The following is a 25,264-nucleotide window of genomic DNA, read 5'->3' as shown; positions in this document are numbered from 1 at the left end:
GGCATCACATGCCAGGCCGCATATGAACTGCTGAGCGGGTTGTACTACTCCTGCTCGAACCTCTTCTTGAAGCGGTCTTCCATTCGCGACGAGAATCCGCCACTCTTGCGCCCGCTTCGGGGCTTACCGCGTTCGGCACGGCCGGTCTCACCTTGCGTGGTCGAGCCACCACGTGAGGACTGTCCGGACTTGCTCTTTCCTCCACCCCACAGGAGGAGGACTCCGGCACCGAACATGACGATGAAGCCGATCAGGCTGATGACGGGAAACCCGCCCGGCTTGATCGGTAGGGCGACGCCGGCGACGAGCAGGACCAGGCCCAGAACGAACAGGGCCACCGCCTGCAATCGACGACGACTCGATGCCGCACGCATGCGACCGCCTCGCACAGTGGAGGCGAACTTGGGATCCTCGGCGTAGAGAGCGCTCTCGATCTGGTCGAGCATGCGCTGCTCGTGCTCGGAGAGTGGCACGGTACCTCCCCCGGCACTGGAGTGTTGGCCACCGCCTCACGGTGCGAGACGGTGGGTAACCGACTTTGGCGGCTACCTAGATTTAATAATACGAGCAGTTCGATCCCCGTACCACCTACTCCACGTACGAGTTCCCCACCAACCTTACGGACTCCCGCACCGAACGACGTTCGGGGCACCGCAATGTCGCGGACGCCTCACCGTTTTCCCGCTGTTTCGGGTCTCCGGCCGTCTACGAGGCCCGCAGATCGAGACCTGCGCCACGTCCGATGTGATCTTCGACGGCCTGGAGAAAGCGCCCGACCTCGACGAAGAACTCGTCGGCCTCGAGATCGGTGAGGGTTCTCGACATTCCTGCCTCGATGGCGGCGCGGGTGGGCGAGTGACCGGCGAAGTAGTCGGCCCAGTTCGCGAATTCCGGCGCCGCGCCGGCCATGAGTACCCAGGCGTTACGTGTTCGTGTCCTTTTGCTCCCCGCCGGCCCCTCCGCGGCGGCCAGCACCGCGCCCGCGCCGCGCAACGCGGCCAGATACGCACTGTGGAATCGATCCGCCGGGCCGCCGGCCCCCACCGATTGGGCGAGGAGCGCGTCGGCGCGATCGAGCAGCGCCGAGCCCCGCCTGGCGCCAGGGTTGCGGACGTCACCCTTTCGGCGCGAGTTCCCAGAGGTCGGTCCCGTGACCGGGTTCGTCAGCACTTCGAACACCTCCAAAACCCCGGTGCAACCACCCCGCCGGGCGTAGTCAGGTCGTGAGTTCGGGGTCCGGCGATGCTCGCTTCCCTCGAGCATCGCCGGATCCCCGCCATCGAACATCTGTTCGACCTATTCAATATAGCTGGACCCACCGACACGTCGTCAAGAGAAAGGTGAGACCGGTCGAACCGAACGCTGACCAGACTCCGCTCGTGGTCGAACTCTCGGCCACCGAGTTCCGCGACCGCCTGCACGAGGCGCTGTCGATCTACGTCGCCGCCATGGGCTATCCCCACGGCACCGAATATCACCGGGCGCCGATGTGGAACGAGCACCTCCAGCGGTCGGGGTGGCGTGGCGTCGGCGCGCTCGTCCCGGCCGGGGACGGATCCACCGACGACGCGGCCGCCCGCCTCGTCGCCATCGCCTACGGATACCGCGGGGCCCCCGAGCAGTGGTGGCACCAGCAGGTCCGTTCCGGCCTGCGCCACACGGGGTGGACCCGCGACCAGATCGACGTGATCCTCGGCAACTATTTCGAACTCACCGAACTCCACGTCCACCCCGACGCCCAGGGACACCGGCTCGGCGAGACCCTGCTCCTGCGCCTCCTCGAACGCAGGCCCGAACGCGGGGTGCTGCTCTCCACCCCGGAAGTGGCGGACGAGGACAACCGCGCGTGGCGGCTGTACCGCCGCCTCGGCTTCCGGGACGTCCTGCGCCACTTCCGATTCGCCGGCGACAACCGTCCGTTCGCGGTGCTGGGACGCGAGCTTCCCCTGTGATCGACGCGGTGGTCGTCGGGTCGGGACACAACGCCCTGGTGTCGGCGTGTTACCTCGCGCGGTCCGGGTGGTCGGTCGAGGTGATCGAACGCGACACCGTGCTCGGCGGCGCCGTCTCGACGGTGGAACGCTTCCCCGGCTACAAGGTCGACCGCGGGTCGTCCGCGCACATCATGGTCCGGCACACGGGGATCGTCGAGGAACTCGACCTCGGCGCGCACGGCCTCCGGTACCTCGACTGCGATCCGTGGGCGTTCGCGCCCGCCCCCGCGGGGACGGACCGGCCCGGGATCGTGTTCCGCCGCAGCCTCGAGGCGACGTGCCGGTCCATCGAGGAGTCCTGCGGGGCCGCGGACGCCGACGCGTATCGCCGGTTCGTGGATGTGTGGGGTCCGCGCAGCGCCCGCGTCATGCGCGCGTTCTCGAATCCGCCGACCGCGCCCGCGCTGCTCTCGTCTTTCTGGGGGCTCGACACGGGCGGCGGCGGCAGCGACCTCTCCCGGCAGTTCCTCGGTTCCGGCGACGCACTGCTCGACGAGTATTTCGACGACGAACGGCTCAAGGCGGCGCTCGCGTGGTTCGGCGCCCAGTCCGGTCCGCCGATGTCGGAGCCGGGGACGGCGCCGATGGTCGGGTTCGCGGCCCTGATGCACACCATTCCGCCCGGCCGCGCCGTCGGCGGCAGCGGAGCCCTGACCGCGGCGCTCGCCTCACGGCTGCGGTCGGACGCCGGGACGGTCACGCTCGGCGAGTCGGTGGTCTCGCTGAGCCGCGACGGCGGCACCTGGACGACTCGGACGTCGTCCGGCCGCGAGATCCGCTCCCGCGTGGTGGTCGCGGGCTGCCACGTGCTGACCACCCTCGGTCTGCTCGAACGCGGTGGGTACGACCCACGGACCCTCGCCCGGTGGCGTCGCCGGATCCGCGTCGGCCCGGGCATCGGGATGGTGGTGCGGCTGGCGACCGACGCCCTCCCCGCCTATCCGAGTGCGCCCGACGGCACCGTCACCGACGGGCTCCAGCTGCTGGTCTCGGATCGCGCGCAGCTGCGGCTCGCACACGGTGCGGCGCTCGCCGGGGAGCTCCCGCCGCGGCCCGCGGTGCTGGGGATGAGCTTCAGCGGACTCGACCCCACCATCGCGCCTGCGGGCAGGCACCAGGTGACCCTGTGGTCGCAGTGGCAGCCGTACCGGCTGACCGGCGGCAGGCGGTGGAGCGACCTCGCCGCGCCGGAGGCCGATCGGATCGTGACGGAGATGGACGCGCTGGCACCCGGTTTCGGCGAGTCCGTCCTCGACCGGCACGTGCAGTCGCCGCAGGACCTCGAAGACGAGATGGGGTTGCTCGGCGGCAACGTCATGCACGTGGAGATGTCGCTGGACCAGATGATGATGTGGCGCCCCCTCCCCGAGTTGTCGGGGCACCGGGTTCCGGGAGCGGACCGCCTGTACCTGACGGGGGCCTCGACCCATCCGGGTGGCGGGGTGTCCGGTGCGAGCGGCCGGAGCGCCGCCCGCATCGCGCTCCGCGACGACCGAAAGGGTCTGGCCCGCGTGTGGCGCCGGCGATGACCTCCCGCGTTCCCGTCGTTCTCGCGGGGGCGGCGATCGCGGCGCAGATCCTCTACCCGCTGGTGCACGGCGGGGTCCGCGACGTCGTCACCGTGTTCGTGGTCGTCCTGCTCGCCGCCGCCTCGATCACCCACGCGGCCGTGACCCGGGGCGGACGCTGGGCAGTGGGACTGGTGGTCGTGACGGCCGGGCTGGGTCTGGTCTCCGAGGTCGCCGGGACCGCGACCGGCTTCCCCTACGGCTGCTACGACTACAGCGTCGACCGGCTCGGTCCCGCCCTCGCCGGGGTTCCCCTGGTGGTGCCGTTCGCCTGGACCGCCGGTTTCTACCCGGTGTGGTGTGTGGCGTCGGCGCTCGCCCGCGGCCCTCACGGGCGGGCGGTCTGGGTCGCGCTGACGACCGTCGGCGTCGTCGGCTGGGATCTGTATCTGGACCCGCAGATGGTCGCGGACGGCCAGTGGCGCTGGTGCGTCACCGACGCGGGCCTGCCCGGTGTCGAACACATTCCGCTGACGAACTACGCGGGGTGGTTCGTCGTCGCGACCGTGATGGCGGTCGCGGTCGACCGGATCGACCGCCGCTTCGGCACGGGAACCCGGCACCGCGACGGCGTCCCGATCGGGTTGTTCCTGTGGACGTGGCTGGGTTCGGCGCTGGCCCACTCCGTCTTCCTGGACGCCCCCGAGTTGCGGTATTCCGCGGTCTACGGGTGGTGCGCGATGGGAATCCTGGGAGTTCCCCTGCTCGTCACGCTGCTGCGGACGGGCGTCCGACGGCCCGGAGCCCGCGACACGCACCCTCACGCCTGACACCGAACCGGTCCCCTGGCACGATACGACTGTGCAGCTGCCTTCGGTTCCGACCTCGACCCGCTCGCGCAGGGCCGCGTCCCTCGCCGTCCTCGGACTTCTCCTCGTGCCGTTCCTCGCGGGATGCCTGCGGGTTCAGGTGTCGATGGGTGTGTCCGCCGACGACCGGGTCTCCGGCCAGATCGTGGCCGCCGCCGTGCCGGCGAACGATCAGGACAAGGGCCCCCAGCTCACTCCCCCGGGCTCGCTGTCGGACAAGGTGCGCATCCAGGAGTACAAGAAGGACGGCTACGTGGGCAGCCAGGCGTTCTTCAGCGACCTCACTTTCGGCGACGTGGCGCAGCTCGGCACCATGTCGGAGCAGGCCACGGGAAGTTTCCAGATCTCGCTCCAGCGGACCGGCGACCTCGTGACTCTCGACGGGAAGGCCGATCTCAGTTCGGTCCCCGCCCAGGGCACCGACGTGCAGTTCACGATCGCGTTCCCGGCCCGCGTCGCCACCACCAACGGCACCCGTGAGGGCGATTCGATCGTGTCGTGGAAGTTGCCCGCCGGCGACACCTCGACCATCCGGGCCGAGGTGCGTTATTCGGATCCCAGCACCCGCAGTTTCGCGGGCTGGGCCGGCATCATGGCCGGTGTGACGCTGGGGGTCGCCGTCATCGTCGGTGCGCTGGCGTGGCTGGCCCGGAACAGGGAACCGGTGCTCGGCCGACGCGCACGGGACCACTCGGAGGTGTGACCGCTGCGCCGATCGAGCGGGTGGTCCGGTTCGGCGCCCTGGTCTCGGTTTTCGGTCTCGCCGTCTCCGTCGCCAACCTGCGCTCCGCACCGCGGCTCCCCGCTCCGGCCCGCCGGGTCACCGAACCCGTCACGGTCTGCATCCCTGCCCGGGACGAGCGTGACCGGTTGCCGGGTCTGATCCGCGACCTGCGGGAACAGCGCGGGGTCGACGATCTCCGGGTGTTCGTCTACGACGACGCCTCCACCGACGGGACGGCCGAGGCCGCGGACGTCGCGGCCGGCGGCGACCCCCGCTTCTTCGTGTTGAGGGGAACCGCCGAACCGCCGCCGGGGTGGGTGGGTAAACCCGCGGCCTGCCACCGGGTGAGCGAGCACGCCTTCTCGCAGGGCCGGGCAGGCAGCGGGGTCCTCGTGTTCCTCGACGCCGACGTGCGGTTGCGCCCGGATGCGCTGAACGCCGCCTGCACCGCCCTACGCGAGTCCGATGCGGCCCTGGTCTGCGCGTGGCCGTTCCAGCAGGCGGGATCGACAGGCGAGTCCCTGGTGCAGCCGCTGCTCGGATGGTCGTGGGCGGCGACGCTGCCCGTCCGCGTGGCCAACCGGTCGCGGCGCCCGTCCACCGCCGTGGCCTGCGGGCAGTTCATGGTCTTCGACGCCGCCGCATATCGCGACGTCGGGGGTCACCGGGCCGTCGCGGACAGCGTGACCGAGGATCTCGACATCGCGCGCCTGCTCCGCCGGTGCGGGCAGACGACCACACTGGTCGTGGCCGGCCGGTCGGCGTCGTGCCGGATGTACGAGGACGCCGAAGCGCTGCGGGGCGGCTACGACCGCTGGCTGTGGACGGCGTTCGGGTCCCGCCTCGGCGCCGCCGCGGTCCTCGGGGTCGCGACGGCGGCGTACCTGGTGCCGCCGGCGGCCCTCGCGGCCGGACGGGGCGCCGTCCGCCGGTGGGGCGCGGTGGGGTATCTCGCGGCCGCGACGTCCCGGCTGTGCGCCCGGGCACTCGAACGCGGCGATCGCCTCACCGCCGCGGACGTGGCAGGCGCGCTCGCACACCCGCTGTCCGTGGCCGCTGTGACGGCACTGACGGTGTCGTCACACCGCAGTCATCGACGCGGGCGGACCCGGTGGAAGGGCCGGACGCTCAGCTGACCGGCGCCGGGGTGACCGGGGCCGGATCCGCCACACCCGAACCGACCTTGTCGCCGAGCCGGGCGAGCACCTCGCTGGTGGCGCGCGCGAAGTTGAGAGTGATGAAGTGCAGGCCGGGCGCACCCTCCGCGATGAGGCGTTCACTCATCTCGGTGGCGAGGTCGATGCCGATCTCACGCACGGCGGCGCGGTTCTCCTCCGGACCGTCGCCTGCGGCCGTGGCCAGCCGCTTCTCGAGGTGCGCCGGGAGACGCGACCCCGACAGTTCGAGCATGCGGCGGACCGACCCCAGCGACGTGATCGGCATGATCTCGGGGATGATCGGCTTCGCGCCCTGCTCGGCGTCGTACGCGGACACCCGGTCGCGCAGCCGCAGGTAGTCGTCGACGTCGAAGAACATCTGGGTGATCGAGTACTCCGCGCCTGCCCGCAGCTTCGACACCAGGTACCGGGTGTCGTGCGCGAGATCCGGCGCGCGGTAGTGGCCTTCCGGGAACGACGCCACGCCGACGTGGAAGTCGCCGAGGTCGCGGACGAGCCGGACGAGTTCCTCGGCGTACTCGACGCCCTGGGGGTGCTTCTCCCACTCGCCCAGCGGGTCACCGGGCGGGTCGCCGCGCAGGACCAGGATGTTGCTGATTCCGCGGTCGGCGTAGGCGCCGACCATCGACCGCAGTTCGTCGACGCTGTGGGACACGGCGGTGAGGTGCGCGACCGGCAAAAGCGTGGTCTCCTCGGCGAGCTGGCCGGTGACGCGGACCGTGCGGTCGCGCGTCGACCCGCCCGCACCGTACGTCATGGAGACGAAGGCCGGACCCATCCGCTCGAACTCGCGGACGGCACGCCACAGACGGGCCTCGGCGGCCTCGTCCCGCGGCGGCGAGAATTCGACGGAAAAGGGCACCCGACCGTCGCCGGACGACCGGATCCGGTCGACGATGGACGGGGTGCGGGTCACCCAGCCTTCGCTGGCCCGCCCCCTGACGGAATCGAATGTCACCCGTCCAGCATAGGTAGTGCCCGCCGGAATGCACCCACTGCGTCTCCGCAGGCACCCGGGATCCGGGCAACGGCCGCCCGGACGAGCGCCCACTATGGTGGTGTCGACGCCTGCTGCCGGTCTCGGCGCACACGCGAAATTTCGATCCTGGAGGCAACACTGTCCGTTGGAACGCGCCCCTCCGCCCTCGCGGCCGAGGTCGAGAATGCGCTGCGCGACTTCTTCACCAGCCGGCAGGACCTGGTCGACGCCGTCGGCGGCGGCTACCGCGAGGCCGTGACGACGCTCGAGGACTTCGTTCTGCGCGGAGGCAAGCGGGTCCGGCCCGCCTTCGCGTGGACCGGCTGGCTGGGCGCGGGCGGCGACGCCGGGGGCCCCGAGGCCGGGCCCGTACTCCGCGCCTGTTCCGCGCTGGAACTGGTGCAGGCCTGCGCCCTCGTCCACGACGACATCATCGACGCGTCCACGACGCGCCGCGGGTTCCCCACCGTCCACGTCGAGTTCGCGGAACAGCACCGCACCGGGGGGTGGAGTGGTGATTCCGCCCACTTCGGCGAGGGCGTCGCGATTCTCCTCGGTGATCTCGCGCTGGCCTGGGCCGACGACATGCTCCGCGAATCGGGCATCACTCCGGACGCGTCGGCCCGCATCTCCCCCGTGTGGTCGGCGATGCGCACCGAGGTGCTCGGCGGGCAGTTCCTCGACATCAGCAACGAGGCCCGGGCCGACGAGTCGATCGACGCCGCCATGAAGGTCAACCGGTACAAGACCGCGGCGTACACCATCGAGCGGCCGCTGCACCTCGGCGCGGCACTCGCAGGCGCCGCCGACACGCTGGTCTCGGCGTACCGCCGATTCGGCACCGACATCGGTATCGCCTTCCAGCTCCGCGACGACCTGCTGGGCGTGTTCGGGGATCCGGCCGTGACCGGAAAACCGTCGGGCGACGATCTGCGGGCGGGCAAGCGCACCGTCCTGTTCGCGATGTCGCTGCAGCGCGCCGACGCGGACGACCCCGCGGCGGCCGCCCTGCTCCGCGAGGGCATCGGCACCGATCTGTCCGATTCGGACGTGGACACACTCCGGAACACGATCACGTCGCTCGGCGCGGTCGCGGACGTGGAGAAGCAGATCGAGGATCTCGTCGCGAACGCGCTGTCCACGCTGGAGACGAGCACCGTCAACACCGCGGCGAAGCAGCAGCTCACCGAGATGGCCGTCGCCGCGACGCGCCGCGACTACTGAGGTCCGCCGTGGCTCGCGCGCTACGGACGGTTCCCGGCCGCACCGATCACGTCGTGGTCGTCGGTGCCGGCCTCGCCGGCCTCTCGGCCGCCCTGCACCTCACCGGATCGGGCCGCCGCGTCACCGTCCTCGAGCGGGAGTCGTCACCGGGCGGCCGGGTCGGCACCTACCGCGGTCCCGGCTACGACATCGACAACGGCGCCACCGTCCTCACGATGCCCGGACTGGTCGGTGAGGCCCTCGCCGCCGTCGGCGCGGATTTCACGTCGACCCGGCCGGCTCTGGTCCTCGAACGGCTGTCCCCGGCGTACCACGCGCGATTCGCGGACGGTTCCTCGCTCGACGTCCACTCCGATCCCGACGCGATGGCCGCGGAGGTCAGCCGGGTGTGCGGACCGGAGGAATCGGCCCGGTACCTGCGGCTGCGGCGCTGGCTCGGCCGGATCTTCGACGCCGAGTACCACCGCTTCATGGACGCGAACTTCGATTCGCCGCTGGATCTCGTCTCCTCCCGTGAGGCCGCGCGGGATCTGCTGAGGCTCACCGCGCTGGGTGGGTTCGGCCGGCTCGGCGCCCGGGTCGATCGGACCATCACCGATCCGCGACTGCGCCGGATCTTCACGTTCCAGGCGCTGTACGCCGGCGTCGCCCCCGCCGACGCCCTCGCGGTGTACGGCGCGATCGCCCACATGGACACCTCGCTCGGCGTCTACTTCCCCCGGGGTGGGATGCGTTCGATCGCGCTCGCCCTCGCCGACGCCCTCACCACCGCGGGTGGCGAAATCCGGTTCGGCACCGAGGTCGCGGCGCTCGAGCGAACCGGTGACCGGGTGGGCGCCGTCGTCACGGCTGTGGGCGACCGCATCGACTGCGACGCGCTGGTGCTCACCCCCGACACGGCTGTCGTCGACGCACTGCTGGGCCCGGTGACCCGCCGCACCCCCCGCCGGGTGCGGGTGTCGCCGTCCGCGGTGGTCCTGCACGGGACCGTCCCCACCGCGGTCGCATCGCGGTGGGCCACCCAGCGCCACCACACCATCGACTTCGGTCACGCGTGGAAGCGGACGTTCGCGGAGATCACCGCACGCCGGGGCCGCGGACGACTGATGACGGACCCGTCGCTGCTGATCACCCGGCCCGCCGTGTCGGATCCGGGCCTCGTCCTCGACCGCGCGGGCACCGCCTCGGAACCGCTGTCAGTGCTGGCTCCGTGCCCCAACCTGCACAGCGCACCGCTGGAGTGGTCCTCGCTGACCGGCCCGTACGTGAACGAACTGCTACGCGAACTCGAGAAGCGCGGGTACAGCGGGATCGCGGAGCATTTCACCATCGACCACGTCGACACCCCCCTCACCTGGCTCGGGAAGGGCATGGCGGCGGGCAGTCCCTTCGCCGCGGCGCACGTGTTCCGGCAGACGGGACCGTTCCGGCGCCCCAACCTGGTCGGGGGCGTCGACAACGTCGTTCTCGCCGGGTCCGGCACCGTCCCGGGTGTCGGCGTTCCGACCGTCCTGCTGTCGGGGAAGCTCGCGGCAGCGCGCATCACCGGGCCGGTAAGAGCACGAAGTGCGGAATTGCACTCGAAAGCACGAAGTGCGGGAAGATAGGGCGAGGCGTGGCGAGAACTGGTGCCGGCAGCAATTAAACTGGTTCCTCGACCATGCGACGCGCGCGACGACGAGCGCACCGACCGCAACCGAACTCACCTCGGGGGAGGAATCTGCACTCATGACGTCCTCTGCCCGGCAGGCGACCGTCGCCGCTGCGACGACCACGCCGCAGCGGTCGTGGCCCCAGACCACGGCCGGCTTCCTCCGCAGCCCGGAGGGGCACGCCGCGCTTCTCGGTTTCGTGGGCGCGGTGATGATCACGTTCGGTGGTTTCGGTGCGGGCAGCGTCCGCCGCGAGGACCCCCTGCTCGAGGCGATGCACCTGTCGTGGCTCCGGTTCGGTCACGGGCAGATCCTGTCGACCGTCATCGTCTGGGTGGGTGTCGTCGCGATGATCACGGCGTGGGTGCGGCTGGGCCGCGCCACGCTCGGCGGCGATGTCACGCTCCGGCAGTTGCGGATGGTCGTGCCGGTATGGACGGCGCCGCTGCTGCTGGCCGTGCCGATGTTCAGCCGGGACGCGTACTCCTACCTGGCGCAGGGCGCGCTGCTGCGAGACGGGTTCGACCCCTACGCCGTCGGCCCGGTGGTCAACCCCGGAATCCTTCTCGACAACGTCAGCAACGTGTGGACCACGACGACCGCGCCGTACGGACCGCTGTTCCTGCTCCTCAGTCAGGGCATCACCGCGATCACCGGCGACAACGTGATCGCCGGGACGATGCTGCTTCGCGTGACGATGCTGCCCGGGCTCGCGCTGATGGTCTGGGGCGTTCCGCACCTCGCGCGGCACCTCGGCGGTAATCCGGCCATCGCGCTGTGGCTCGCCGTGCTCAATCCGTTGGTCCTCGTCCACCTCATCGGCGGTGTCCACAACGAACTGCTGATGGTCGGCCTGATGATCGCCGGCATCGCGCTCGTCCTCGAACGCCGCCATCTGGCCGGCATCGCGCTCGTCGCGGTGGCGGTCGCGATCAAGGCGACCGCGGGCGCCGCGCTCCCCTTCATGGTGTGGATCTGGATGCTCCACGAGAAGGAGAAGGCCGAGGCGGAGGGGCGCACACCCGCGTCGCCGCTCGCGTCGTTCGCGAAGACCGCGGGCGCGGGATTCGCCGTGTTCGTGTTCGTCTTCGCCGCCGCCTCCGCCGTCGCCGGTGTCGGGCTCGGCTGGATGACGGCGCTGTCCGGTTCGAACAAGATCATCAACTGGTTGTCGCTGCCGACGATCCTCGCCCACTTCGTGACGGTCGGAACGTCGTGGTTCGCGGACCTGCGGCTGGGCGAGGTCCTCGCTGTCACCCGCCCGATCTGTGCGGTGGCCCTCGTCGCGATCGTGCTGGCAGCCTGGTGGCGGTACCGGAAGAGCGAGCGGGATGCGATCCTCGGGATCCTGATCGTCCTGGTCGCGATCGTGATCCTGTCGCCCGCCGCGCTGCCCTGGTACTACTCGTGGCCGATCGCCATCGCGGCCGGCTTCGCGTTGTCGACGCGGACCCTGATGATCCTCGTCGGGTTGTCCACCTGGTTGATGCTGGTCTTCCAGCCGGACGGGTCGATCGGCCTCTACACGCTGGCGCACGTGGTGCTCGCGACGTTCGCCGCGGTCGTGGCGGCGGTGTCGCTGCGCACGGTCGACCCGCTGCGGCTACGCGCACCGCGGCCCGTCGAGGAGGAGAGCACTTCCGACCTCGCAGGTGCTGCATCGTCGCCCGGCCTCGAGTGACCGGCCGATGACCGCGCTCGCCGACAGTTACCGGTACTGCAGCGCGGTGACGGCGGAGCACGGACGCACCTATCACCTGGCCACCCGCCTGCTTCCCGAGCGGCGGCGGGCCGCCGTGCACGCCCTCTACGGGTTCGCCCGCACGGTCGACGACCTGGTGGACGTCGATCCCGGCCGGACCGCCGGGGAGTGCGCCGCCCAACTCGACCGGATCGAAACCGTGTTGCAATTCGGCTTCACCGGTCCGAACGCCGTCGACGACATCGCGTGCTCGCCGCAGATGCGGCAGGTCCTTCCCGCGTTCCTCGACACCGTGGCGGGTTTCGCCATCCCCCACGACTACTTCTTCGCGTTCCTGAACTCCATGCGGATGGACGTGCCGGGCACCGCGGAACATCGGGCCGAATACGGCACCCTCACCGAACTCCGCACGTACATGTACGGGTCGGCCGTCGTGATCGGTTTGCAGATGCTGCCCGTCCTCGGCACCACCGGGCCCGGCGCCGAACCGCACGCCGCGGCCCTCGGGGAGGCGTTCCAGCTGACCAATTTCCTCCGCGACGTCGGCGAGGACCTCGATCGGGGCCGGGTCTATCTCCCGGCCGAGGAGCTGGCCGCGTTCGGGGTCGACACCGAACTTCTCGTGCACAGCCGCCGCCGCGGCGCGACCGATCCCCGGATCGTGCGGGCTCTCGCCCACCTGATCGCGGTCACCCGGTCGGTGTACCGGGACGCGGAACCGGGCATCGCGATGCTGGATCGACGCGTGCAACCCGGCATCCGGACGGCGTTCGTGCTGTACTCGCGCATTCTCGACGAGATCGAACGCAGCGGGTACCGGGTCCTGGACCGGCGCGCCACTGTTCCGCGCCGGAACCGGTGGGCGACGGCGCTGCCTCAGTTCGCCCGGCTCGCGGTGCCCACCCGCGGCCGGGTGTGGTGACCGGCGGTCAGAATCCCATGGCCTGAGCGCGGCGGATCACTTCGCGGGCGAGGTCACCGTGCAGGGCCTGGACGGGTGTGCCCGGCAGGCTGTCGTCCTCACGGAACAGCCACAGCAGGATTTCCTCGTCCTTGAATCCGCCGTCGTGCAGCACCGCGATGAGTCCGGGCAGCCATTTGACGGTTTCACCGGTCTCGTCGAAGAAGAGTTCGGGGACGCCGAGGACGCCGTCGCGTCGCACGGCGATCAACTGCTGGTCCCGCAGAAGCTGCTGCACGCGGGTCACGGCCACACCGAGGTTCTTCGCAACGTCCACCAACTGGAGGAGCGAGACGGAAGGGTCCAGGACATCGTCACAGTAAGGGATGGCACTCACTCCCCTAACGTTATCTGGTCGCCTCCGGCGTGGCGCTACCGGTCGGTGTCGCTGGCTACGATTGAGAGGCGCGTGGCCGGGCTGCGCGCACTGACGGGGGAACGGACACTGTGCACGATGGAGGTCAACGTTTGATCGGCGAGCTGCTCGACCGGCGCTATCGGGTGGATGCCACGATCGCGCGTGGCGGCATGTCCACCGTCTACAGGGGGCTCGACACGCGTCTCGACCGTCCGGTGGCCATCAAGGTGATGGATCCGCAGTTCGCGGCCGATCCGGCGTTCGTCACCCGGTTCGAGTTCGAGGCCCGCTCGGTCGCGCGACTCAAGCACCCCTCGCTGGTCGCGGTGTACGACCAGGGACACGACCGCGATCACGCGTTCCTGGTGATGGAACTCGTCGACGGCGGAACGCTGCGCGAACTCCTGCGGGAACGCGGGCCGATGCCGCCGCACGCGGTGGCCGCCGTCGTGGGGCCCGTTCTCGACGCGCTCGCCGTCGCCCACCGGGCCGGCCTCGTGCACCGCGACGTCAAGCCCGAGAACATCCTGATCTCCGACGGTGGCGAGGTGAAGATCGCCGATTTCGGTCTCGTGCGGGCCGCCGCCGCATCGAACACCACTTCGAACAGTGTGATTCTGGGCACGGCGGCGTATCTGTCGCCGGAACAGGTGACCTCGGGGATCGCGGACACCCGCAGCGACGTCTACTCCACCGGGGTCCTGCTGTTCGAACTCCTCACCGGGCGGACCCCGTTCACCGGAGACACGTCGTTGTCGGTGGCCTATCAGCGGATCAACCAGGACGTTCCGCGGCCGGGTTCGTACATCGCGGGTGTCCCGCCGGAGTTCGACGAGCTCGTCGCGGAGGCCACGCACCGGGAACCCTCGCACCGCTTCGCCAACGCCGAGCAGATGGGTTCGACGTTGCGCGGCATCGCGGCGGCGCTCGATCTGCCCGCGTACCGGGTGCCCGCCCCGCGACGGTCGGCGCAGCACCTGAGCGCCGCGGCCGCCGCGAGCGCTCCTCCGCTTGGCGCGCCGCCGGGACCCGTCGCGCCGCCGACGGTGCACCTTCCACCGGCAGCGCCGCTGTCGCCGCCCAGCCCGCTGCCTGCGCAGCCCGGCGTCCAGCACACGCGGGTCGTCACCGCCCAAACTCCGCGGCCGCCGACGGACGAACCGCCGTTCGCGGTTGACGACGAACCCGACGACGGCTACCACTACCCCGACTTCGCCGCCGAACGACAGCGGTCCCGCCGGACCACGATCGTGTGGCTGCTCGTGATCCTGATGCTCGCCCTGGCGGTGGGTTTCGGTGGCTGGTGGATGGGTTCGGGCCGGTTCACCGCGGTCCCGACCACCGACGGTCTCGATCGGGGTGCGGCGGTGACGGCGATCGAAGCGGCCGGTCTGTCCACGGAGATCCGAGGGCAGTATTCGGACACCGCCCCGCTCGACACGGTGCTGGGCACCGAGCCGACGGGCGGTTCACGGATCGCCCGGGACGGCACGGTGGCCCTGCTCGTCTCCCTGGGCAGGCCGACGGTCCCGCCGCTGTCCGGGGGCGGCGAACGCGCGGCGATAGAGCAGGAGCTGCGGAACCGCACGTTCACCCCGGTGGACGGTGGTCAGGCGTTCAGCGCGAAGGTCCCGATCGGTGCGGTGGCCGCACTCGACCCGGCACCCGGCACGGAACTCGCGACCGGTTCCACGGTCAAACTGATCGTCAGCAAAGGCGCACCGCCGGTGGACGTTCCCGACGTGAAGGGCATGTCGGAGGCCGAGGCACGCGCCTCCCTCGAGGCGGTCGGCATCGTGGTGCAGGACACCACGACCGACTTCGACCGGAACGTCGCCGCCGGGGACGCGATCGCCACCAGCCCGAAGGCGGGCACCACTGTCAATGCGGGCACCAGCGTGACGTTGAGTGTGTCGAACGCGGTGCGGGTGCCGTCCATGCTGGGGCGGACCGTCGGATCCGCGCGCGACGAACTGAGCCGTCTCGGACTCGACGTGAAGGTGCGTCAGGTGACCGACACCGACCGATCACTGGTCATAGGCCAGAACCCGGGCAACGGCGATCTGGTGAAACCCGGGAGCACGGTCACCCTGGTCTCACTGCCCTGACCCCGCGGGAGCAGGGCAGTGAGGGTCTCTGATGCGGGCGGTCAGCCGCGCAGCATCTCCGCGACGAGGAACGCCAGTTCCAGCGACTGCTGAGTGTTGAGGCGAGGGTCGCACGCCGTCTCGTAGCGACCGGACAGGTCCAGGTCGGAGATGTCCTGCGCGCCGCCGAGGCATTCGGTGACGTTCTCACCGGTGAGTTCGACGTGGATGCCGCCCGGGTAGGTGCCGAGACCGTTGTGGACCTCGAAGAATCCCTGGACCTCGTCGACGATGCGGTCGAAGTGGCGGGTCTTGTAGCCGGTGGACGCCTCGTGCGTGTTGCCGTGCATCGGGTCGCACTGCCAGATCACCTGGTGACCGGTGGCCTGCACCTTCTCGATGATGGGCGGCAGCAGGTCGCGGACCTTGTTGTTGCCCATGCGCGAGATCAGGGTGAGCCGGCCCGGCTTGTTGGTGGGGTCGAGGCGTTCGACGTATTCGACCGCCATCTCCGGGGTGGTGCTCGGACCGATCTTCAGGCCGATCGGGTTCGACACGAGTTCGGCGAACGCGATGTGCGCTCCGTCGAGCTGACGGGTGCGGTCGCCGATCCACAGGAAATGGGCGGACAGGTCGTACAGCTTGGCGTGGTCGTCGTCGTTGTCGAGACGCAGCATCGCGCGCTCGTAGTCGAGGACGAGCGCCTCGTGGCTGGCGAAGATCTGCGCGTGGTGCAGGCTGGGATCGGTGACACCGCAGGCGTTCATGAACTGCAGCCCGCGGTCGATCTCCGCGGCGAGTGCCTCGTACCGGGCCCCGGCCGGCGACGAGGACACGAATTCGCGGTTCCAGTCGTGCACCTTGTGCAGGTCGGCCATGCCAGCGCCGGTGAGCGCGCGGACCAGGTTCATCGCGGCGCTGGCGTTCGCGTACGCCCGCACGAGCCGCGACGGGTCGTGAGCGCGCACGGCCTCGTCGGCGACGAGGGAGTTGATCATGTCGCCGCGGTACGACTGCAGGCCCAGCGCGTCGACGTTCGACGACCGCGGCTTCGCGTACTGACCGGCGATGCGCGCGACCTTGACGACGGGCAGGCTCGCTCCGTACGTCAGGACGACGGCCATCTGCAGCAGCGTGCGGATGTTGCCCTTGATGTGCGGTTCGGTGTTGTCCGCGAACGTCTCGGCGCAGTCGCCGCCCTGGAGCAGGAACGCCTCGCCGCGCGCGACCTGGGCCAGCTTCTCCTGCAGGGCCACGACCTCGCTGGCCACCGTGATCGGGGGCACGCTCTCGAGGACGGTCCGCATCGCAGCGGCCTGGCCTTCGGGCCACTGCGGCTGCTGGGCCGCAGGCTTGGCCAGCGCTGCATCGAGGCGCTCACGCATCTCGGTGGGCAGCGGCGGGAGTTCGGGCAAGCGGTCGATCGGCACGTCGACAGTCCAGTTCACCCATACAGGATATTCGTTCGACCTGACCGATGGCGAGTCAGGTCACCGGAGTGACCGCGCCGCCCGAACTGCCTCGAACTTCGCCAGGTTGTGCCGGGCGTCGGCGAGTGCGTCGTGAGCGTCGCCCGGTGCAGGTGGGAGCGCCGGGCTGCCGTGCTCCTCCCAGTACTGGCGGAGTTCGCGCGTGTACCGGGGCAGCGTCTGCGGAAGTTCCGTCATGTCGCCCCACAGCTGGCAGAGGGCGACGTGGTCGTAGGCGGCCACCCACGCCCACAGTTCGGGGACGATGCCGGGCCGCGGAATCAGGAACGCGTAGAGGTCGTCGCGAATGCGGGCGCGGCTCTTCCAGAGCGGCGACGACGGCTGCGGCAGCTTCGGCAGCACGTTCCTGCGGACCCACTTGCCCGCGCGGTCGGGATCGAACTCGGTGGACACCGCGTAGAATTCACGTCCGTCCTCCGCGACCACCCCGATCGACACCAGGTCGATCGTGCGACCATCCTCGATGAACTCGCAGTCGTAGAAGTAACGCACGCCCGCAAACTATGCCTCACCCGTCGGCGTCATCCGGATCCACCCCTACCTCGTGAAGGAGGCCTCGGTGAGCGCACGCTCCGACGGTCGACAGTCCGCCGCCCCTGTCGCGGACCCGCTCGACCGGCCGCGGGTGCCCGTGCATCTCCGCGTCGGCGGGCTCGTGATCCGCGTCCTCGTGCTCGCCGGGCTCGCTGTCGGATTCGCCTACAACCTGCTCGGGCTGCCCGGACTACGGGACTTCGGCTTCTACTACCGGCTCGATCTCGACGTCTACCGGCTGGGCGGTTCGGTGTTCCTGCACGGCCCGACGCTGTACGGGTCGATGCCAGCCACCCAGATGGGCAACTTCCTGCCGTTCACGTACCCGCCGCTGGCCGCGGTCGTGTTCAGTCCGCTGTCGACGGTGTCGCTGGCGACGGCCGGGACCGTCGTGACGGTGTTGTCGCTGATCGCCCTGTTCGGCGTGCTCGTCGTCACGCTCGACTCGCTGGGCATCGCACCCCGCACCACGCTGGTGTGGACGGCCCTCGGTGCGCTCGCGGTGGCGATGGCCCTCGAACCCGTGTCGTCGACCCTGGACTACGGGCAGATCAACATCCTGCTGATGCTGCTGGTCGCGGCGGACTGCCTGCCGAAGAAGACGCCGTGGCCCCGCGGCCTGCTGATCGGTCTCGCGGCGGCGGTGAAGCTGACACCGGCCGTGTTCATTCTGTATTTCCTGGTGCGCAAGGACTTTCGCTCCGCCGTCGTCACCGCGGTCAGCTTTCTTGCATTCAGTGCGGTGGGCGCGATCGCGACGTGGAACGATTCCGTCACCTATTGGACACAGACTCTGTTCGATTCCGATCGGATCGGCACACCGGCGTATCCCGCGAACCAGAGCATCACCGGTGTTCTCGCCCGGCTCGGCCTGAGCGACGGGATGCGCACCCCGATCTGGTTGCTGCTCAGCGTCGTCGTTCTAGGGCTGGTGATCGTCGCGATGGTGCGGGCACTGCGGGCCGGCGAGACGGCGCTCGCGCTGGGACTCAACGCCGTCCTCGGACTGCTCGTCTCCCCCGTGTCCTGGTCGCATCACTGGGTGTGGGCGGTGCCGGTCGTCCTCGTGCTCGGCGTCCTCGCCTACCGGCGCCGGAGTGCCGCCCTCGCGGTCACGGCCGCCGTCGGCGTCGTCGTCGTGAAGCTCGCCGCGCACTGGAAGCTCGGGGTGGGGCGCTGGAGCGGAACCCACTGGAATCTGTGGGATCAGTTCCTTGCGTCGTCCTACGTGTGGTGGGGGCTCGCCGTGGTGCTGGTCGCGATCTTCGCGTTCCGCACCCGCACCACGCAGCCCGACGAGGACGATCGGTCGGAGAACTCCGACGATCTGACCGTCCCCGTCGGCTGAGAGGTCGCGGCGGTCAGCTCGCCCGGGTGTCCGGCAGTCGCGTGACGGTGCTCGCATCGCTCTCCGGTGCCACGCCGGCCACCGGAGCCGGTGCGGAACCGTCCGCGGCGGGGGCCTTCTTCTTCAACGAGGCCGCGTAGATGTCGACGTATTCCTGACCCGACAGCTTCATCAGCTTGTACATGACCTCGTCGGTGACAGCCCGCTCGACGAAACGGTTGCCACCCATTCCCTCGAACCGCGAGAAGTCGATGGGTTCGCCGACGCGGATGGTGACCTTCGCGGGACGCCACACCCGGGAGCCGATCGGGTTGACCTTCTCCGTTCCGATCATCGCGACCGGGATGACCTTCACACCGGACTCGAGCGCCATGCGCGCCAGACCCGTCTTGCCCTTGTACAGGCGGCCGTCGGGCGACCGGGTGCCCTCCGGGTAGATGCCGAGCAGCTTGCCCTGCGAGAGGACCCGCAAGCCGGCGTTCAGTGCGTCCTGCGCGGCGTCGGCGCCCGTCCGGTCGATCGGCACCTGGCCGACCACCGAGAAGAACCAGCGCTGGAACGCACCCTTGAGTCCCGTCCCGGTGAAATACTCGCTCTTGGCGAGAAAAGTGATCCTCCGCGGCACACGCAACGGCAGGAAGAACGAATCCAGCACGGCCTGATGGTTACTCGCCAGAATGGCGCCGCCCTCCGCCGGAATGTTCTCCGTACCCTCCACGGTCGGCCTGCCCAACCCCCAGAGAACCGGCCCCAAAAACACGTACTTGAAGAGCCAGTACCACATGGCGTCCCTCCCGTTCACAACCCAAGCTTCGTTCGGCTCGACTCTACTTCGGGTGGGTGAGGGTCGCTACACACGGCGGGGAGGCCCGCACAACATCACACTCTGCGGGTTTACAGAGGTAGGCCGGGCGTCAACCCACCCGATCGGGCAGGACCGCCCGCGCGAGTTCGGCCGCCCCGATCATGCCCGCCGCCTCCCCCAGCTGGGTCGGCCGGATCCGGGCCAGCGGCCGGTGCCCGGCTCCCGTCGTCAGCGCCGCGTAGTGCTCGCGGGCCTCGTCGATGAACAGCGCAGAGGAACTCGCGACGCCCCCGGCGATCACGACGAGATCCGGGTCGTACACGTCACCGATGAGAGCCAGGCCGACCCCGAGCCACCGGGCGAAGTCCCGCATCGTCTCCAGCGCGAGCGGGTCGCCGTCCTGTGCGGCACCGGCGATCCGCCTGCCCGTCAGCACCCCGGGATCGACCGCCACTTCCCGCGCGAGGACGGTCGACGTCGCCGGATCCGCGGCGAGACGTTCGATCGCGGTGTCGACGAGGGCCGTCCCACTGCAGTACCGCTCCCAGCAGCCGTGCTTGCCGCACGCGCACGCGCGACCGTCGGGCACGACCTGGATGTGCCCGAGTTCGGGTGCGACGCCGTGGCTGCCGCGGTACAGCCGGCCGTCCGCGAGGAGCGCCGCCCCGATGCCCGTGCCGATCGCGAGCATCACCACGTTCCGGCCGCCCGCCGCCGCACCGAACCGGTGCTCGGCCCACGCGGCGGCGTTCACGTCGTGCTCGAGAATCACCGGCAGACCGAGGCGCTGCCCCAGGTCCCGGCCGATGGGCGCCCCCACCCACGGCAGATGCGGCGCGAACCGCACCGTCGTGCGGTCGGGGGTGATGAACCCGGCGACCGCCAGCCCCACCGCGGCGACGTCGTGCCGCGCCGACAGTTCCCGCACCGCCCGGTCCAGGCCGTTCTCCAGCGCCGTCGCCGACGCCGGGGTCGGCGACTGGAGCGAGTCGAGCACCTCGCCGGCCGAGTCGACCACCGACGCACGGATGCTCGTTCCACCCACGTCGATGCCGATGGTCAGCGCCGAGCCGGGGGTGCGATCGCTGCCCGTGCCTGTGCTCATGAAGATGATTGTGCCCATGCCGGATCGCCGACGTGCACGAGTCCGCCGATCCCGCCTGCGGCAGGCGCCGTCAGCGCTTGAACGTGATGGGGATCGGTTCGAACGCCGTGCCGCCGTCGGGTTCGGGCGTTCCGCCGCCGCCGCCCGGACTCGGTTCCGGAGCACCGGGGCCCGAGGGATCGTGATCGGTGTGCTCGTCGAGGATCTGCCTCAGCACGGCGATCAGCACGGACGCCTGGCCGGCGAGCAGGGTCACCAGATCGTGCTGCTCGCCGCGGATCAGGGCCGCGAGCGCGCACACCGGGCACCACGTGCATCCCGACCACTGGCCGGTGCCGGGGGCCGCTCCCGCAGCGTCCGCCGTGGCGTGCGGCGCCGCCGCGCGCTGGAGGATCGGCTCGAGACGGTCCAGGGCGGTCTCGGCCAGCGCCCGCAACTCCGCCAGCAACTGCGCGTGGTCGTCGTTCATACCGGCCACACCTGCGGGTCGGGCGTGAAGCGCACGACCAGATCGCTTCCGTCGAGTTCTGCGCCCGCGACGACGCACCGGCGGAGGACCGAGGCGAGGCGCACCCGGCGGCGCACCCCTTCCGCTCCCACGACCAAGTCGTCCTCCACTCGACCCAACGTGAGGGTCGACGGGTTCACGAGCGGCAGATACATCCGCATCGTGTACACAGAATCCACACCGGCCCCCGATTCCAGCCCCACCCGCACCGCAGGCGGGTTCTTCCCTAACACCGCAACCGCGTCCGTGTCGTCGGCATACAGCTCCCGGGCGATACCGCCGAGATCGGCCCACCCTACCGGCTCCGTCACCGACCGGGTGACCGAGAGGATCACCGTGGTGCCCGCGGAAGCGGTCAGCTCGGCGAGCACCCGCTGCTGCAGGGCACGCCGCCTGATCAACCATGCCACACCGGGATCATCGTGTCCTGCCGGCGAATCGAAGTGCGGCAGAAGGTTGTTCACCAGGATCGCATCGATGCGCAGACCGGACAGCGCAGCCACCGCGACGGTGCGCCGGGTCTCCGTCAGCACCACCCGCTCCGGCGTCGTCACCAGTCGCACAGTGGTTTTCGCGCGATTCGCGAGCAACTCCCGGACCTCGCCGACCGCGGCGACGACCTGTTCGATCAGCGACACCAGCATCACGAGGCGGGGGTCCGATCCCAGCAGCGCGGCGATGCGGCGGTGCTGCGGCCACACCCGTTCGAGGTACTCCAGTGTCATCGCGGGCGCGGCGAGCGTCCGGAGGCAGTCCGCGGTGGGCGGGCAGTCGACCACGACGGCGTCGTAGTCGCCCTCGGTGGCGAACCGGACGATCTCGCCAAGCCCGAGCACGTCCTGGACGCCGGGAAGCCCGGTCAGCTCCTCCGGTTCGAGCGCGGACAACTGCGCGCCGTGGTCGTGCGTGCCTGCGGCCGCGAGAACTGCTGCCAGGCTGCGGAATCTGTTCTCGAGCAACGTGAGGGTGTCGAGTTCGAGGACGTCGAGGGTGTCGGTCACGGACACGACGTCGCGGGCGGCGGCGATCCCGACCACGTCGGCAAGGGAATGCGCCTGGTCGAGCGAGACTAGGAGCGTCCGGTTCCCGGACTCGGCCGCCGCCTGTGCCGTCGCGGCCGCGAGCGTCGTCTTACCGACGCCCCCCTTCCCCACGAAGAACTGGACCCGCGCAGGTCCGGCACGGCCCTCGCTGCTCAGCCTTCCACCCGCTTCTTGAGTTCCTTGAGCGCGGTGTCGGTGATCGCCTTCTCCGCCTTGCGTTTGAACAGGCCGATCATCGGAATGGTGAGGTCGACGGTGAGCTCGTACGTGACGGTGGTGCCGCCGTCCGGTTCGTCCTCGAGGACGTATGAACCGAATTGCGACTTCTGGATCTCACCGGACTCGAGTTCCCAGCTGACCGACTTGCCGTCGGGCGCCCAGTCGTAACGGAGGACGTACGTGTCCTTGACCATGCCGGCGTCGAGCACGAAACGCACCCGGTCGGCGCGGCCGTTCTTTCCGGGTTCCATGACCTCGACGGATTTCGCGGCCGCCACCCACGCGGGGTATGCGTCGAAGTCGGCGATCACATCCATCACCCGGGCGGGCGGCGCCTCGATACTGATCGACCTCTTGGTCCTCTCGGGCATGGAGTGAACGCTTCCTTTCGCCTGGCCGACCCGCTCTCGATCGCGGGGCCACGCCGTTACCGGTTCCGTATGTCTGCGTGGTGCCCGACTATCACACACGATTCCCGCGCCCTGACACAATGCCGACCCCGCCGCGACGGCCGGATCGGGCTCAGGACGGCGGTTCTCCCGCTGCTCGACCGGCCTCGAGTTGCTTCTTCACCTCGAAAGACATCACCTTGCCCTCGACCCGCCTGCGGCGGTTGAGGGCGGCCAGATCCGGGGCGGGCTCGCTGCGCGCCGGTTCGGCGTGAAGGAAGTAGTGCACGATCGCTCCGTCCAGCACAGGCTCGAGCCACACTTCCATCGTGCCAGTGAGGGGTCCGGCCACGGTCCAGCGGATGCCCTTCTCGGCACGGTCCTCGCGCACGGCGAGGGTGAGATCGGGCCACCACCGGCGCCAGCGGGCAGGCTGCGCGATCGCCGCCGCGACCTGCTGCGGTGGGGCCGCGATGAACGTCTGATCTGCGACCTGAATGCTGCTCACGGCGACAAGCTTCACATACGGCCGTGGCGGGGTTCCGCGGTGCCCGCGAGCAGGCCTCTGACCACCCGCGTTCGGCCAGAAGGCGCAGCCGGCGGGGGAAGGTCTAAAGTTGGGAACGCAATCCTACTCGTCAGTATTTTCAGTGTCGGAGGTTTTCGTGCCCGAGTTCAGCGCGCCACAGTCGTTCACGATCGCGGAGGACGCGTCCGCGGTCGACTCGGTGTTCGCCCATGCCGCGGCCGACCCGACGCTGGTCGTGTACAAGCGCAAGATCGACGGACGATGGACCGACGTCACGGCCGCCGAGTTCGCCGCGCAGGTCACCGCGGTCGCCAAGGGACTCATCGCCATCGGCGTCCAGCAGGGCGACCGGGTGGCCCTGATGTCGGCCACCCGGTACGAGTGGCCGCTGGTCGACTTCGCGATCTGGGCGGCAGGCGGCGTCACCGTCCCGATCTACGAGACATCCTCCGCCGAGCAGGTCCGCTGGATTCTCGAGGACTCCGCCGCGATCGACCTCGTCGTCGAGAACGCGGCGCACGCCGCCACGGTCAAGTCCGTGGCCGCCGACGCTACCGCGCTCCGCGGCGTCTACCGGATCGAGGCGTCGGAAAGTGACCGCGGCGTCGTCGAGGAACTGACCGAACGGGGCGCCGGCGTTCCCGACTCCGAGGTTCGGGCCCGCGTCGCCGCGCTGAAGTCCAGCGATCCGGCCACCCTCATCTACACGTCCGGCACCACCGGCAGGCCCAAGGGCTGCCAGCTCACCCACGCCAACCTCATTGCGGAGTCGAAGGGCATCCTCGCTTCCAGCCTCGGCACCCTCCTGAAGACGCCCGGCGTCAGCACCCTCATGTTCCTGCCGATGGCGCACGTCCTGGCGCGCGCCGTCAGCATCGCGTCGTTCGACGCCGGCGCCGCACTCGGACACACCAGCGACATCCCGAACCTCGTGCCCACGTTCGGCGAGTTCCGTCCCGATTTCATCCTGTCGGTGCCGCGGGTGTTCGAGAAGGTGTACAACAGCGCCCGCGCCAAGGCCCACGGCGAGGGCAAGGGCAAGATCTTCGACGCCGCCGCCGAGACAGCCATTGCGTGGAGCGAGGCCCAGGACGACGGCGGCCCGGGGCTGGTCCTCAAGGCCAAGCACGCGCTGTTCGACAAGCTGGTGTTCTCGAAGCTGCGGGCCGCGCTCGGCGGCAAGTGCCAGCTGGCGATCTCCGGCGGCGCCCCGCTCGGCGCGCGCCTCGGCCACTTCTTCCGCGGCATCGGCATCACCATCTACGAGGGCTACGGCCTCACCGAGACATCCGCGGCGTTCGCCGTCAACACGATCGGCGAGCAGAAGGTCGGGTCGGTCGGCAAGCCCCTCGCGGGCAACTCGGTTCGCATCGCCGACGACGGCGAGATCCTGCTGTCGGGGCCGGTCGTCTTCGGCGGCTACTGGCGCAACGAGAACGCGACGGCCGACGCGATCGAGAACGGCTGGTTCCACACCGGCGACCTCGGGTCGGTCGACGCGGACGGCTACATCACCATCACCGGCCGCAAGAAGGAGATCATCGTCACAGCGGGCGGCAAGAACGTCTCCCCTGCCCAGCTCGAGGATCACCTGCGTGCCCACCCGCTGATCAGCCAGGCCATCCTCGTCGGCGACCAGCAGCCGTTCATCGGCGCGCTCATCACCATCGACGCCGACGCACTGCCCGCGTGGAACGAGCGCAACGGCAAGCCCGCGGGCACGACAGTCGCGGATCTGCTCGCCGACGCCGACCTCACGGCCGAGATCGACGAGGCCGTCGCCGAGGCCAACAAGCTCGTGTCGCACGCGGAGGCCATCAAGAAGTTCCGGGTCCTGCCCGTCGACTTCACGGAGGAGACCGGCGAGCTCACGCCGACGATGAAGCTCAAGCGCAACGTGGTGCACGACAGCTTCGCCGACGACATCGCCGCCCTCTACGCCAAATAGTGCCTGCGGCTCGTGAGTACTTATCAACCGCCCGCGGTTGATGTGATGGAAAAGGGGCGGGGGGCTCCCGCTCCTCATGGTTCCCAGCGGACGCTGGGGGTGTCAGACCC

At 70.0% G+C, this 25,264-nt stretch carries 24 protein-coding genes; 12 read left to right on the top strand and 12 right to left on the bottom strand.

Going from position 1 to position 25,264, the window contains the following annotated elements:
* Positions 1-44: 44 nt before the first annotated feature.
* The gene (locus tag MLGJGCBP_RS02760) at positions 45-473 is read right to left on the bottom strand and encodes a DUF3040 domain-containing protein (RefSeq protein ID WP_087556237.1); all 429 of its coding nucleotides are present in this window, start codon (positions 471-473) and stop codon (positions 45-47) included.
* 232 nt (positions 474-705) lie between these two features.
* Positions 706-1,167, bottom strand: a complete 462-nt coding sequence (locus tag MLGJGCBP_RS02755) for an SAV_6107 family HEPN domain-containing protein (RefSeq protein ID WP_373413589.1) — start codon at positions 1,165-1,167, stop codon at positions 706-708.
* A gap of 173 nt (positions 1,168-1,340) precedes the next feature.
* On the opposite strand from MLGJGCBP_RS02755, the gene MLGJGCBP_RS02750 reads away from it, so the two are divergent.
* Genes MLGJGCBP_RS02750 through MLGJGCBP_RS02730 form a run of 5 tightly spaced genes read left to right on the top strand, consistent with a single transcriptional unit; the run spans position 1,341 to position 6,231 of the window.
* Complete coding sequence (locus tag MLGJGCBP_RS02750; protein ID WP_160093965.1) at positions 1,341-1,952, top strand: GNAT family N-acetyltransferase; 612 nt, start codon at positions 1,341-1,343, stop codon at positions 1,950-1,952.
* The gene (locus tag MLGJGCBP_RS02745; RefSeq protein WP_160093964.1) at positions 1,949-3,523 is read left to right on the top strand and encodes a phytoene desaturase family protein; all 1,575 of its coding nucleotides are present in this window, start codon (positions 1,949-1,951) and stop codon (positions 3,521-3,523) included. Before MLGJGCBP_RS02750 ends, MLGJGCBP_RS02745 begins: the two co-directional genes overlap by 4 nt.
* Positions 3,520-4,332, top strand: a complete 813-nt coding sequence (locus tag MLGJGCBP_RS02740; protein ID WP_160093963.1) for a carotenoid biosynthesis protein — start codon at positions 3,520-3,522, stop codon at positions 4,330-4,332. The genes MLGJGCBP_RS02745 and MLGJGCBP_RS02740 overlap by 4 nt, the downstream gene beginning before the upstream one ends.
* Positions 4,333-4,363: 31 nt before the next feature.
* Positions 4,364-5,074 carry an LppM family (lipo)protein gene (locus MLGJGCBP_RS02735; RefSeq protein WP_160093962.1) on the top strand — a complete coding sequence of 237 codons (711 nt, stop codon included), beginning with the start codon at positions 4,364-4,366 and terminating at the stop codon, positions 5,072-5,074.
* Positions 5,071-6,231, top strand: a complete 1,161-nt coding sequence (locus tag MLGJGCBP_RS02730; RefSeq protein ID WP_160093961.1) for a glycosyltransferase — start codon at positions 5,071-5,073, stop codon at positions 6,229-6,231. Before MLGJGCBP_RS02735 ends, MLGJGCBP_RS02730 begins: the two co-directional genes overlap by 4 nt.
* On the opposite strand, the gene metF is transcribed toward MLGJGCBP_RS02730, so the two are convergent.
* Positions 6,224-7,189, bottom strand: a complete 966-nt coding sequence (gene metF, locus MLGJGCBP_RS02725; protein WP_201452942.1) for a methylenetetrahydrofolate reductase [NAD(P)H] — start codon at positions 7,187-7,189, stop codon at positions 6,224-6,226. The two genes, MLGJGCBP_RS02730 and metF, sit on opposite strands and share 8 nt — an antisense overlap.
* A gap of 189 nt (positions 7,190-7,378) precedes the next feature.
* On the opposite strand from metF, the gene MLGJGCBP_RS02720 reads away from it, so the two are divergent.
* The 4 genes from MLGJGCBP_RS02720 (at position 7,379) to MLGJGCBP_RS02705 (ending at position 12,752) form a co-directional block, all read left to right on the top strand.
* A complete protein-coding gene (locus MLGJGCBP_RS02720; RefSeq protein ID WP_201452944.1) occupies positions 7,379-8,476 on the top strand; it encodes a polyprenyl synthetase family protein in 1,098 nt (365 codons plus the stop codon).
* A gap of 8 nt (positions 8,477-8,484) precedes the next feature.
* A complete protein-coding gene (gene crtI, locus MLGJGCBP_RS02715; protein ID WP_160093959.1) occupies positions 8,485-10,083 on the top strand; it encodes a phytoene desaturase family protein in 1,599 nt (532 codons plus the stop codon).
* Between the two features lie 121 nt (positions 10,084-10,204).
* Entirely contained in the window at positions 10,205-11,809 is a 1,605-nt protein-coding gene (locus MLGJGCBP_RS02710) for an alpha-(1->6)-mannopyranosyltransferase A (RefSeq protein WP_160093958.1), read from the top strand.
* Positions 11,810-11,816: 7 nt separating this feature from the next.
* On the top strand, positions 11,817-12,752 hold the full coding sequence (locus MLGJGCBP_RS02705) for a phytoene/squalene synthase family protein (RefSeq protein ID WP_160093957.1): 936 nt from the start codon (positions 11,817-11,819) through the stop codon (positions 12,750-12,752).
* Positions 12,753-12,759: 7 nt separating this feature from the next.
* Here the strand turns inward: MLGJGCBP_RS02705 and MLGJGCBP_RS02700 are convergent, their stop codons facing one another.
* Positions 12,760-13,128, bottom strand: coding sequence for an Rv2175c family DNA-binding protein (locus MLGJGCBP_RS02700; protein ID WP_087556228.1), 369 nt, complete (start codon positions 13,126-13,128; stop codon positions 12,760-12,762).
* Between the two features lie 110 nt (positions 13,129-13,238).
* Here MLGJGCBP_RS02700 and pknB point away from each other — a divergent pair, with 110 nt between their 5' ends.
* A complete protein-coding gene (gene pknB, locus MLGJGCBP_RS02695; protein WP_236580894.1) occupies positions 13,239-15,257 on the top strand; it encodes a Stk1 family PASTA domain-containing Ser/Thr kinase in 2,019 nt (672 codons plus the stop codon).
* A gap of 41 nt (positions 15,258-15,298) precedes the next feature.
* Here pknB and MLGJGCBP_RS02690 read toward each other — a convergent pair whose 3' ends face one another.
* Positions 15,299-16,684 carry a class II 3-deoxy-7-phosphoheptulonate synthase gene (locus MLGJGCBP_RS02690; protein ID WP_012688082.1) on the bottom strand — a complete coding sequence of 462 codons (1,386 nt, stop codon included), beginning with the start codon at positions 16,682-16,684 and terminating at the stop codon, positions 15,299-15,301.
* 42 nt (positions 16,685-16,726) lie between these two features.
* Positions 16,727-17,218, bottom strand: coding sequence for a polyadenylate-specific 3'-exoribonuclease AS (locus MLGJGCBP_RS02685; protein WP_087556226.1), 492 nt, complete (start codon positions 17,216-17,218; stop codon positions 16,727-16,729).
* A gap of 67 nt (positions 17,219-17,285) precedes the next feature.
* Between MLGJGCBP_RS02685 and MLGJGCBP_RS02680 the strand changes: the two genes are divergently transcribed.
* Entirely contained in the window at positions 17,286-18,608 is a 1,323-nt protein-coding gene (locus MLGJGCBP_RS02680) for a glycosyltransferase 87 family protein (RefSeq protein WP_160093955.1), read from the top strand.
* A gap of 13 nt (positions 18,609-18,621) precedes the next feature.
* Here MLGJGCBP_RS02680 and MLGJGCBP_RS02675 read toward each other — a convergent pair whose 3' ends face one another.
* From MLGJGCBP_RS02675 to MLGJGCBP_RS02650, 6 genes are all read right to left on the bottom strand, one after another.
* Positions 18,622-19,392, bottom strand: a complete 771-nt coding sequence (locus MLGJGCBP_RS02675) for a lysophospholipid acyltransferase family protein (RefSeq protein WP_087556224.1) — start codon at positions 19,390-19,392, stop codon at positions 18,622-18,624.
* A 130-nt stretch (positions 19,393-19,522) separates the two neighbouring features.
* Positions 19,523-20,536, bottom strand: a complete 1,014-nt coding sequence (locus tag MLGJGCBP_RS02670; protein WP_160093954.1) for an ROK family protein — start codon at positions 20,534-20,536, stop codon at positions 19,523-19,525.
* 52 nt (positions 20,537-20,588) lie between these two features.
* Positions 20,589-20,987 carry a hypothetical protein gene (locus tag MLGJGCBP_RS02665; RefSeq protein ID WP_160093953.1) on the bottom strand — a complete coding sequence of 133 codons (399 nt, stop codon included), beginning with the start codon at positions 20,985-20,987 and terminating at the stop codon, positions 20,589-20,591.
* Positions 20,984-22,225 (bottom strand): ArsA family ATPase, encoded by a 1,242-nt coding sequence (locus tag MLGJGCBP_RS02660; RefSeq protein ID WP_201452943.1) that lies wholly within the window; start codon positions 22,223-22,225, stop codon positions 20,984-20,986. The genes MLGJGCBP_RS02665 and MLGJGCBP_RS02660 overlap by 4 nt, the downstream gene beginning before the upstream one ends.
* On the bottom strand, positions 22,222-22,659 hold the full coding sequence (locus tag MLGJGCBP_RS02655; RefSeq protein ID WP_072945427.1) for an SRPBCC family protein: 438 nt from the start codon (positions 22,657-22,659) through the stop codon (positions 22,222-22,224). Before MLGJGCBP_RS02655 ends, MLGJGCBP_RS02660 begins: the two co-directional genes overlap by 4 nt.
* A gap of 151 nt (positions 22,660-22,810) precedes the next feature.
* Positions 22,811-23,185: a polyketide cyclase / dehydrase and lipid transport gene (locus tag MLGJGCBP_RS02650; RefSeq protein WP_160093952.1), complete on the bottom strand. Its 375-nt coding sequence runs from the start codon at positions 23,183-23,185 to the stop codon at positions 22,811-22,813.
* 157 nt (positions 23,186-23,342) lie between these two features.
* Here MLGJGCBP_RS02650 and MLGJGCBP_RS02645 point away from each other — a divergent pair, with 157 nt between their 5' ends.
* On the top strand, positions 23,343-25,154 hold the full coding sequence (locus MLGJGCBP_RS02645; protein ID WP_160093951.1) for an AMP-dependent synthetase/ligase: 1,812 nt from the start codon (positions 23,343-23,345) through the stop codon (positions 25,152-25,154).
* Positions 25,155-25,264 lie beyond the last annotated feature (110 nt).

Source organism: Rhodococcus sp. T7, from assembly GCF_009872365.1.
Lineage (GTDB): Bacteria > Actinomycetota > Actinomycetes > Mycobacteriales > Mycobacteriaceae > Rhodococcus_F.
The sequence above is the reverse complement of the archived record's forward strand: the minus strand, read 5'-3'. Positions and strand labels throughout refer to the sequence as shown.

Excerpts from the sequence above, each read along its gene's own strand:
- MLGJGCBP_RS02675 (WP_087556224.1), bottom strand. The coding sequence starts at position 19,392 with ATGTGGTACTGGCTCTTCAAGTACGTGTTTTTGGGGCCGGTTCTCTGG.
- MLGJGCBP_RS02705 (WP_160093957.1), top strand. The coding sequence starts at position 11,817 with ATGACCGCGCTCGCCGACAGTTACCGGTACTGCAGCGCGGTGACGGCG.
- MLGJGCBP_RS02670 (WP_160093954.1), bottom strand. The coding sequence starts at position 20,536 with ATGGGCACAATCATCTTCATGAGCACAGGCACGGGCAGCGATCGCACC.
- MLGJGCBP_RS02665 (WP_160093953.1), bottom strand. The coding sequence starts at position 20,987 with ATGAACGACGACCACGCGCAGTTGCTGGCGGAGTTGCGGGCGCTGGCC.
- MLGJGCBP_RS02655 (WP_072945427.1), bottom strand. The coding sequence starts at position 22,659 with ATGCCCGAGAGGACCAAGAGGTCGATCAGTATCGAGGCGCCGCCCGCC.
- MLGJGCBP_RS02710 (WP_160093958.1), top strand. The coding sequence starts at position 10,205 with ATGACGTCCTCTGCCCGGCAGGCGACCGTCGCCGCTGCGACGACCACG.
- MLGJGCBP_RS02740 (WP_160093963.1), top strand. The coding sequence starts at position 3,520 with ATGACCTCCCGCGTTCCCGTCGTTCTCGCGGGGGCGGCGATCGCGGCG.